Below are 9,198 nucleotides of genomic sequence, written 5' to 3'. Positions count from 1 at the left end.
CAATCGCCGCGCCGATGCCGGAAAAGCCGCCCGTGACGAGCGCGACTTTGCCTTCGAGAAGATTGCTCTGGAATGTCATGATGATGTCCGCTGTGTAGGGATATGTTCGAGAAAAGTGCCTGAAATCAGGTGGTTTGTGCGGCGGCGGCGTGGGTTGCGTCGTCGGGTTTCACTTCCTTCACGACGAACAGATAGACGAAGGCCGCAGCGAATGCGATGGCCGCGCTGATGAGCAGCGCGTTGACGAACGAGTGCGTCTGATCGACCACGATGCCCGTGATGACGGGTGCGAACGAGCCGCCGAGATAGCCGCCGAAGTTCTGCATGCTGCCGAGCGACGCCACCAGATGACGCGGCGCGGCGATGCTCACGAGCGCCCACGCGCTGCCGCTGGCGAGATTTACGAAGAACATCGCGAGCGACACGTAGGTGATGGCGAGCGCCGTGCTCGGCGTGTAGGCGGCGGGCACCGTGAACGCGGCCGCGCCGATCAGCCCGACGCACACGGGCCACTTGCGGCTGCGAATCGGCGCGACGCCGCGCTTGAGCAGATAGTCGGCGATAAAACCGCTGCCCGCCATGCCGATGGTGCCGAACACATAGGGAATCGCGACCAGCCAGCCCGTGTGCGCGATGCTCAGATGGCGCTCTTTTTCCAGGTAGCCCGGCAGCCACGTGAGGTAGAGCCAGACCATGTAGATCACGCCCATGAAGCCGAAAATCATGCCCCACGTGTTGCGCAGTTTGAGCAGCATGCCCCATTCGGCGAAGCTGATGCCTTTCGCGCGCGGCGGCTCTTTCGCGCCGTCTTCGAGCCACGCGGTTTCGTCGGCGCTCAGCGCGACCTGATCGCGGTTGCGATAGACCGCATACCAGCCGATCGATACCAGCACGCCGAGCACGCCCATGATGACGAACATCGGACGCCAGCCGAACGACAGCATCAGCACCGTGAGCAGCGGCGGCGCGATCATCGGCGCAATCGTCGACGAGGAAATGAACGTGCCGGTCGGTCCGCCGCGCTCGCGCACCGCGAACCACTCGTGAATCACTTTCGCGCCCGCGGGAAAGAGCGGCGCTTCGGCCACGCCGAGCACGACGCGCGCGATGAGAAAGTGATTGAGCGTCTGGATGAAGCCGCCCGTGACTTGCGCCACCGACCAGACCAGCATGCCGAGCCCGAGCATCACGCGCGAGCCGAAACGGTCGAGCAGGGCGCCCACCGGCAACTGCGCGAACGCATACGCGAGCGAGAACGCCGAGAGCAACAGGCCCATTTCCGACGCGTTCAGATGCAGCTCCTGCGCGACCGAATGATTGGCGATCGACAGCGTGCTGCGGTCCAGATAATTGACGATGCCGGCCACCGTGAGGAAAGCGACGGCGACCGTCTGGATGCGTTTGAGCCGGGGCGATTTGGTCGGCATGGCTCGTCTCCTGAAAATTGTAATAAGTGCCGGTCGGATCGCGCGCTGCGGGTTCGAAGCCTGCGTCGAACTCAGTAAGTCGCGCGTCCGCCGGATAGATCGAAGGTGGCGCCGGTGCTGAACGTGCAGGAATCGGAGCACAGCCACAGCACGAGATCGGCGACTTCCTGCACGGTGCCGAGGCGGCCGAGCGGGCTCTTGTCGATCATCGTCTGCACGTGCGCGGGCGACATCTGCGCGAGCAGCGGCGTGTCCACGGCCGCGGGCGCGATCGCGTTGACGAGCACGCCCGTCTGCGCGAGTTCCTTGCCGAGCGACTTGGTCAGCGCGATCACACCGGCTTTCGCGGCGCTGTAGGCCGAAGCGTTCGGCGTGCCTTCCTTGCCCGCGAGCGAGGCCACGTTGACGATGCGGCCCGCGCCCGCGTTGCGCATCGACGGCACGACGTGCCGGCACACGTGATACGTGCCGAGCAGATTCACTTCGACGATGCGCTGCCATTCGTCGGGCGAATAGGCGTCGAGCGGCACGGTCGAGCCGGCGAAACCCGCGTTGTTGACCAGAAAATCGATGCGCCCGAATTCGGCGAGCGTGGCGACCAGCGCGGCGTCGACGGTCTGCGCCCGCGTGACGTCCACTTCGACGTGACGCGGCGCATGCGGCGCGGACGTGTCGCCCGCCACGCGATCCCAGTTGACGGTGCGCGCGCCGAAGCTCGCGAAGGCGTCGCAGATCGCGCGGCCGATGCCGCCCGCCGCGCCCGTCACCACGGCCACGCGGCCGCTGAAGTCGTAGCGGGCCGCGCTCATCGGATGAACTGGTCCACGTAGTCTTCGCCGAGACCGACCGACGCGTAATGCTTGCGGCACATGTCGATCTTCGTGAAGACGTCTTCGTAGCCCGTGTAGTTGCCGTACGGATCGCAATAGAACATCACGCCGTTCACCTGGAAGTAGGTGATCATTTCCTCGACGTCGTCCGGCACGTAGAGCGTGTGCGTCTCGCCCGGCGGTTCGTAGACGTAGCTGCCCTCGGTCGCTTCCCAGTCGTGTTCGAGATAGCGCCAGCGGCCCTTGAGGACCATGCCGTGCACGGCCTGCGGATGGCGATGGCGGCTCAGCACGCCCGACTTGCGCACGCGCAGCAGGTTCATCCAGTAGCCCTGCGAGGCGTTCAGGCAGAGCGGGCGGAACCACACGTTCTCGGCTTGCGGCACCCAGACGCGTTCATCGGTGGGAATGGCGGAAGGCACGACGATTTCCTGCTGCGCTTCCTTCGGAAACGGCAACTGATAGGGCGTCATCGGCGAAAAATCCTGTGTCGACATGCGGGGGCTCCTTGTTGTTTGTCCATAATATGGACGTGTAGTCCACGATATGGTTGATTTTGAGCTAGATCAAGGAAGCGGGTCAATGCCAGGGTATGCCCGTAGAGGTCGTGCGGCGGCGCCAGAGCGTGCGTCTCGTCGACTCGGGAATTTAATTCGGCATCCGAATGATTTGGGGCGCGACTTTCATCACGCAAAGCGTCGGGCGTTACGCGTCAGGCGAGCAGCGTCGTCAGTCCGACGCAGGCGGTGATCACGGGCGCGAGCGAGCGGAATCGGGCGGTCAGGTTCGCCAGCCGGTTGCCGGCCCAGACGCCGAGCCAACCCATCAGCACATAGAGCACGACGAGCATCGTGCAGATCCACGGCGCGATGTCCTTGCCGTTTCGCGCGAGGACGGCCGAATAGATCAGCAGATTGTCGGTGCTCACGGAAAGAAACGCCGACACCATCACGCCCATCGAAAGCGCCAGCGGAACGACAGGCTGCGAAGGTTCCGCGTCGCGGCGCGAGCCGCGGGCGAGCTGCACGAGACCGATCGTCAGCGGAACGACGCCAAAGTAGCGCGACGGGATCGCCACCGAGCTGGCCGCGAGGAAGACCAGCAGGCTCAGCGCCACCACGCCCGCGCCGGTTGCGACGAATGCCGCGAATAACCGGAACGGTCTCGCGGAGGCCGAGAAGGCCAGAATGAGCGCGGCCGAATCCATATTCGTCGCGACAAAGGCCGCGAAAGTGGCCGAAAGGATGGAGAATGGCAGGGCGGTCACGCGGTGAATCCTGATGAACGAGGCGTCATTTTGAGGCCGTTGGCGCGCATCAGTCCAGTCGTCGCGCGTTGAATTGAGCAGCGATCGAGACGATTACATTTGCCTGAATTCGGCTTGCGACGGCTGAAATAACGTTAGCTTTTTGGTGAAATTCCAACAGTTTCATCGAAATCAAAAAATTAAACGGCGACGCGCAAGCCCCGCGCAGACGCGTTTTGCGGCTGATGCTCGATGAATTCCGATTTCTTCAATTATGAATTTCAGTCCCCGATTTCTCGCGACTTTTGATTAAACCTAGACTGCCCGTTCTGCTGATGCCGAATCGCGCTGCAGAACCGGTAAAGACCGCCATAGCGGCACACCGGCAATCATTCTTATTAATTCAGTCAGTTTGGAAGGTATCGATGAAGCTCAAGAAGACCGTTATGTCGGTGGCAGCGGTGATGCCGCTTTTTCTCCTCGCGAGCGCCGCGCACGCTCAAAGCAGCATTACGCTTTATGGCCTTATCGATGAAGGTCTGAATTTCACCAGTAATGCGGGCGGGCATTCGGCGTGGGCGATGTCGAGCGGCGATACTGCGGGCAGCCGCTGGGGCCTGAAAGGCAGTGAAGATCTGGGCGGGGGCTACAAGGCGATCTTCAAACTGGAAAACGGCTTCAACATCAACACGGGCAAGCTCGGCCAGGATTCCAGCATGTTCGGCCGCCAGGCTTACGTGGGGCTGTCGTCGGATCACTACGGCACGATCACGCTGGGCCGCCAATACGATACGAGCGTCGACGACTACGGCTTCGCCAGCTTGACCGCCGCGGGAAACTGGGCCGGCGACGTCGCCGCGCATCCGTTCGACAACGACAACGCGGATTGGGATTACCGCGTGAATAACGCCGTCAAGTACGTGTCGCCGACGTGGCGCGGCCTCACGGGCGAAGCGATGTACGGCTTCAGCAACGAGGCGGGCGGTTTCGCCAACAACCGCATGTGGGGCGCGACGCTCAACTATCAGAACGGCAATTTTGCGGCAGCGGCCTCGTATCTGAAGATGAACAATCCGGGCCTGACGACGACTGGCGCGATTCCGACCGGCGATCTGTTCGACGGCGCGTCGCAGCAGACGATCGGTCTTTCGGCGAGCTATCGTTTCCCGAAGGTGGCGGTGGCCGCCGCGTGGTCGCATGTCGACGTCTACGATCCGACCGGAAACGTGTGGCTGAGCAACACGAGTCTGTCGAACGGCGCCAACTGGAATTCGTGGAAGTTCGACAACTTCGAACTGAATTCGCAGTACTTCTTCACGCCGACGTTGTGGCTCGGAACGGCCTATACGTTCACGATGGCGCATCTTTCGTCGACGGCCGGCAGCTACGTGCCCAAGTGGCACCAGATCAGCGTCATGCTCGACTATGACCTGAGCAAGCGTACGTCGCTTTATGTTCAGGGCGCGTGGCAGCACGTGGTGAGCGCGCATACGGGTACGGACTTCGACGAGGCGCAGATTGTCGATGCGTCGGCCGGTGCGTCGTCGGGTGTGAACCAGATGGTGTATCGCGTCGGCATCATGCATAAGTTCTGATGGTTTAGCTGACGCTGTGCCTGGGCTCGGCTGGCTGGGTTGCTGGCTGGTCGGGCCTGGGTGCAGTGAGTTGCAGACTGGAGAAGCGTGCGGGAAGTGGTTTTGGGATCATCAAAATATATCGATAATTTATCTTATGTAAAGTTATGTTGGCGAAGTCGCAAACGCAACAGAAATGGTGCAGCCACCGCAAGCCCCCCATCACGTGTGGCATTCCAGCTCAGCACATGCCTGTTTGTCTCACGCCATGCAAACAAACCAGCGGATTCATGAATTTTGTCGAGATTCATCATTCCCTCGTCGTCGACCTCAAGGCCACTTCTACGAGTCAGTGGGCGCTCGATCACCACAGAAAATCCCACCGGCTCGCCATTGGAGGCACACACGATGCGCCCATCCAACAACCGGCCAACCGGCGCGCACGCACACGACTATCCCGCGTTTGTCGTGCCGCTGGAAATCTTTCTGTGGCACAAATGACGCATTGGCGATCGAGAGCGCTTCACGGCTTTCACCGCAAAACGCTGCATCAATCAACAGGTCGATTGGAGAAAGGTAGCAGGAGATGGCTGGCCCGAAAATGGTGTCCATTCCCATGTAACTAAAATACTTCTTCCCGGTAACAAGCTCACGGTCTCACGCCATAACCCAGAAAGGCATTCGAGTTAAAAACGGAACGTGCGCGTTGGCGCCACCACTCATCCATATCGTCATTATCGTTCGTTTTCCTGATCGTATCCTTATCAGTGAAGCGTCGGCTAAATCTGGAGCGCTAAACCCAATCTCGACAGCCGAGCACTTCAATAAGTGACCACATCCGCTGTCAATCAGCTATCTGGCAGGAGCGATTGATTTGGTCCTGGCGGGGAATGGATTTACGAGGTCAGCGGAGCGGACCCAGCCGGTTGTCGCCTGTCCGTATGCATCGATATTCGTTCGTGGCTCAACAAAACGTACAAAAGAAAACTGGCCACGAACCTTAATCAAGATGACATCGTTCCATTTTGTCAAGAATCCTCTTCTTTTAGCGAATTCTCCATCTCGCAGGTCATGGAGAAATGTTTTTCGCTTAACGATACGAATTCCCAATGCAAAGAATCTATTTTCCTCAGAAAAAAATCCACCCCCAACCTTCCCCTTACGGAAAGTCGTAAAGCTGCCCAGCGCGTTCTCGCACCCAGCTTGACCCTCGTCAGTACGGACGAACCAGGTTTCATCCCTTTTGTATAGCGATCCGCCGATATCGAATGCTTTGTCGCGATTTTCGAATGAAAAACTATTGTCACCTGGAATAAAGGTTAGTATCTTTGTCTCCGTATATGGAGAGTCGTCGGGATACTTTGTCTCATCTCCGGTTTGGAGGATGAGGAAAGAGCAAGACCTCTTGTCGCCTTGCGCGCTGTAGTATCCCGTAAGTCGTCCGTCCTCATTGATTAATGCGAGTCCGGGATTGTCAAATAAAATTGCTTGCCCAGCGAGCGAGGCTTGGGCGCTCGCAAGGAAAAAACAAAGAGTAAGATTCTTACTTAAATTTATCATAAAATTCCTTCAAATCTTTAGCGTATGACGGATTAATGATTTTCCATCCCTTGCCGTTGTATGCTGCCGCCACGTCCTCCCAGTCGTGGGCGCGAAGCGCTTTGACACCGTGCTTCTTCACATTTTGCATAAACAGAATAAAGATATTCATCTGCCCGTCTGATCCAGACATAAACTTATTTGCAAACTCGAACGAAGTCGCGCAACCGCAAGCAGCGTACTCTGTTGCCAATATCTGGAATCCGCCCCACGAACAGGCTTGTATCGAAAAATCGAAGTCGAGTTCCGCTGCTTTCACAAACCTCTCATATTGATGAAGGCCATCCGCGCCGAAGCCACCCCGTTTTGGGTTGCATAAATTCGGAAATTGAGGATACGGATTCTTGAACGGTGTCGATTTTACCTTTTCCTTTTTATTTTGTTTTGCCTCTTCTTGCGCCGTCGCCTGCTCGCTTTCATGCCGCTTGCGCAATAAATCATAGAAGGCATGACGCTCATATCTAAGTTTAGGAAGACCGTTTGCTTCAAATGGAATTCCCGAGCATTCCTGCATAACTAGCGCCTTGATTGCGGCAACTTCAACATCCAATTTAGTTGCCATATATTTGTACTGATCTTCAGAAAACGTTTCGGGTTTGGGGTGGTTCAACCGCGACCCAAGAAGATTCAATAAAATCGTTCTCGGTTTGCCATCTTCTACAACCTTGTAATGATGCTCGATTCTGGTAGTCGTTTTTGACTTTCCTGTCTTTTCATCTGTTGTCGTCTCCTTGTGTTTTTCCGGAAAATCCTTCTTGACCTTACCCTGTTCGGTTATCACCTGTGACACCCCGATATACGGTCCAAGATCGCGAACAAGGCGCTCGATGGTCATGACCTCGCCCGGTTTCACGATGGGTATATTGAGGTCCTGTTCCATTGCTTCCCTTGGCGTCAATCTAGTGACTGTCTCGATGTGAACTTCCGGACTCGATACAGTAAAGGCGCTGATGTCCTTCGTTGGCGTGACCGTGGCCTTGAGTACGTACTCTCCGTGTCGATTCTTGACCAATATATCGATGGGCTGGTTACGCGCGGCGTTGTAGATGGTACCCGCATAGCCGTCCTTGTCGGTAACGCTCTCAGCGCTGTTCTCCACCACAGGCGCAGGCGCGGTTGACGCCTGTTCCGAAGCAGCTATAGGAGCAGCATTGCCTACCTCGTCCTCCAGTTCGTGCTTGTTAAAAACCCAGGCCGGTGCCAAGTGTGCTCCCGTGCCCGCCTTGATACGCACGGAAAGACCTTCAATGGGCGTCTTCAACAGATCCCTGAACAGGATCGTCACCTGCACATACTGGGAGGGTGGTGCCTTAGGTGTTTTGGATGCCGTCGGTCGTGCTTTGCGATGTGGATGTGTCATCTATCACCCATTACAAGTTACCTTAAAGGAAGAAAAAATCACGGGCCTGCAGGATCATCGCAACCTTAGGTGTCTTCGGCCACCGTCCAGTCGCCGGTTTCGGACTTGACCTACACGGATTCGGGAAGTAGTCCTGGGACGATTGCCATCCAATCATAGTGATCAGCAGTCCTTATCCAGAGGAGCGGACGCGAGGACTAGATAAGTGCAACGTTCAGCGGCGTAACGCCAGATACCCGCAGCCGTGGAGGAAGGGGAAGCGGACACTGAGCAGGGTTGACAGACTGGTGTCGTAACAGACCAGCGGGCCTCGCGCCGCCCCTGCCCAAGTCCGCCCATTGGAAACTGCGGACGAATACAGGCTATCCCACACCCTCGCGGGTGTGGGATAGCCTGTCCTTTGGGGCGATGGCAATCTCATATTGCGCTAACGGGCCGCAATACGGCTTGACGGGCGTCAAGTACAGAAAAACGGGGGCGCGTTTATACCCCGACCTCACAATTGTCTTAGTGATCAGTGTCCCGGATTACTCAACTGATTGACTAGTTCCTCAAGGAGATACGCTGGTGAAGGTCCAGCAGCATGATGCGCTCCGCTAACACGCGCGCACTGTCCGATTCCGTGGCGGAGATAATCAGTCCGGAGGCAGGGGTGATGCCGGGCGGTGACCCGTATGCAGCCAGTGTCGCTCAACCTTGAGCAGCAGCGCCAGCGCGCGCCGCTTGTCATCTATTGGGATCGTGCGACGTCGGAGCCACTTATGGGCACAACTCCGTCGCGTACCAACACGCCACAAAAAGAAAGGCCAAGTCAACTGCTGCGATCAACTTGTTTTTTTGATCGGCACGACGCACACGCGCGCCATTTTCACGATGCCCCGCTGCCCGTGTAGCGCATGCTGTCGATCGCGAAGATGGCCGCGTACTGGCAAGACGGTATGTCGATCGGGCTGGTGCACCCGCGCGACGCGAAGGAAATCTACGCTCGCATCAGCGACCATCTCTACGCGTGGAAATGCAAGCTTGAGACGGAAGTCTGTTGAGGTGCGTGCAAAACTGACCCACTTCCACTAGAAATTTGCATCGAAAACTGACCCACATGTTCAATGCCTGCTTGGACGCCAAGCAGGAGAACCGGAGTGATTACGGTGAGCATGTTGGC

Annotated in this window: 8 protein-coding genes; 2 read left to right on the top strand and 6 right to left on the bottom strand. The window is 57.7% G+C overall.

The window, feature by feature from the left end; translation table 11 throughout:
- Positions 1-125 precede the first annotated feature (125 nt).
- The 4 genes from G3N97_RS33115 to G3N97_RS33100 form a co-directional block, all read right to left on the bottom strand.
- Entirely contained in the window at positions 126-1,427 is a 1,302-nt protein-coding gene (locus G3N97_RS33115) for an MFS transporter (RefSeq protein WP_065058560.1), read from the bottom strand.
- Between the two features lie 71 nt (positions 1,428-1,498).
- The gene (locus G3N97_RS33110) at positions 1,499-2,236 is read right to left on the bottom strand and encodes an SDR family NAD(P)-dependent oxidoreductase (RefSeq protein ID WP_205997118.1); all 738 of its coding nucleotides are present in this window, start codon (positions 2,234-2,236) and stop codon (positions 1,499-1,501) included.
- Complete coding sequence (locus G3N97_RS33105; protein WP_065058558.1) at positions 2,233-2,754, bottom strand: 2,4'-dihydroxyacetophenone dioxygenase family protein; 522 nt, start codon at positions 2,752-2,754, stop codon at positions 2,233-2,235. Before G3N97_RS33105 ends, G3N97_RS33110 begins: the two co-directional genes overlap by 4 nt.
- A gap of 215 nt (positions 2,755-2,969) precedes the next feature.
- A complete protein-coding gene (locus G3N97_RS33100) occupies positions 2,970-3,524 on the bottom strand; it encodes a hypothetical protein (protein WP_205997117.1) in 555 nt (184 codons plus the stop codon).
- Positions 3,525-3,928: 404 nt separating this feature from the next.
- Here G3N97_RS33100 and G3N97_RS33095 point away from each other — a divergent pair, with 404 nt between their 5' ends.
- A complete protein-coding gene (locus G3N97_RS33095; protein WP_241030984.1) occupies positions 3,929-5,098 on the top strand; it encodes a porin in 1,170 nt (389 codons plus the stop codon).
- An 831-nt stretch (positions 5,099-5,929) separates the two neighbouring features.
- Here the strand turns inward: G3N97_RS33095 and G3N97_RS33090 are convergent.
- The gene (locus tag G3N97_RS33090) at positions 5,930-6,637 is read right to left on the bottom strand and encodes a hypothetical protein (protein WP_205997116.1); all 708 of its coding nucleotides are present in this window, start codon (positions 6,635-6,637) and stop codon (positions 5,930-5,932) included.
- Positions 6,621-7,961, bottom strand: coding sequence for an N-acetylmuramidase family protein (locus G3N97_RS33085; protein WP_346778158.1), 1,341 nt, complete (start codon positions 7,959-7,961; stop codon positions 6,621-6,623). Before G3N97_RS33085 ends, G3N97_RS33090 begins: the two co-directional genes overlap by 17 nt.
- A 971-nt stretch (positions 7,962-8,932) precedes the next feature.
- Here G3N97_RS33085 and G3N97_RS33080 point away from each other — a divergent pair.
- Entirely contained in the window at positions 8,933-9,079 is a 147-nt protein-coding gene (locus G3N97_RS33080; RefSeq protein WP_205997114.1) for a hypothetical protein, read from the top strand.
- The last annotated feature ends 119 nt before the right edge of the window (positions 9,080-9,198 follow it).

The sequence above is a fragment of the Paraburkholderia sp. Ac-20347 genome, assembly GCF_017104805.1.
GTDB lineage: Bacteria > Pseudomonadota > Gammaproteobacteria > Burkholderiales > Burkholderiaceae > Paraburkholderia > Paraburkholderia tropica.
The sequence above is the reverse complement of the archived record's forward strand: the minus strand, read 5'-3'. Positions and strand labels throughout refer to the sequence as shown.

Excerpts from the sequence above, each read along its gene's own strand:
- G3N97_RS33115 (WP_065058560.1), bottom strand. The coding sequence starts at position 1,427 with ATGCCGACCAAATCGCCCCGGCTCAAACGCATCCAGACGGTCGCCGTC.
- G3N97_RS33110 (WP_205997118.1), bottom strand. The coding sequence starts at position 2,236 with ATGAGCGCGGCCCGCTACGACTTCAGCGGCCGCGTGGCCGTGGTGACG.
- G3N97_RS33105 (WP_065058558.1), bottom strand. The coding sequence starts at position 2,754 with ATGTCGACACAGGATTTTTCGCCGATGACGCCCTATCAGTTGCCGTTT.
- G3N97_RS33095 (WP_241030984.1), top strand. The coding sequence starts at position 3,929 with ATGAAGCTCAAGAAGACCGTTATGTCGGTGGCAGCGGTGATGCCGCTT.
- G3N97_RS33090 (WP_205997116.1), bottom strand. The coding sequence starts at position 6,637 with ATGATAAATTTAAGTAAGAATCTTACTCTTTGTTTTTTCCTTGCGAGC.
- G3N97_RS33080 (WP_205997114.1), top strand. The coding sequence starts at position 8,933 with ATGCTGTCGATCGCGAAGATGGCCGCGTACTGGCAAGACGGTATGTCG.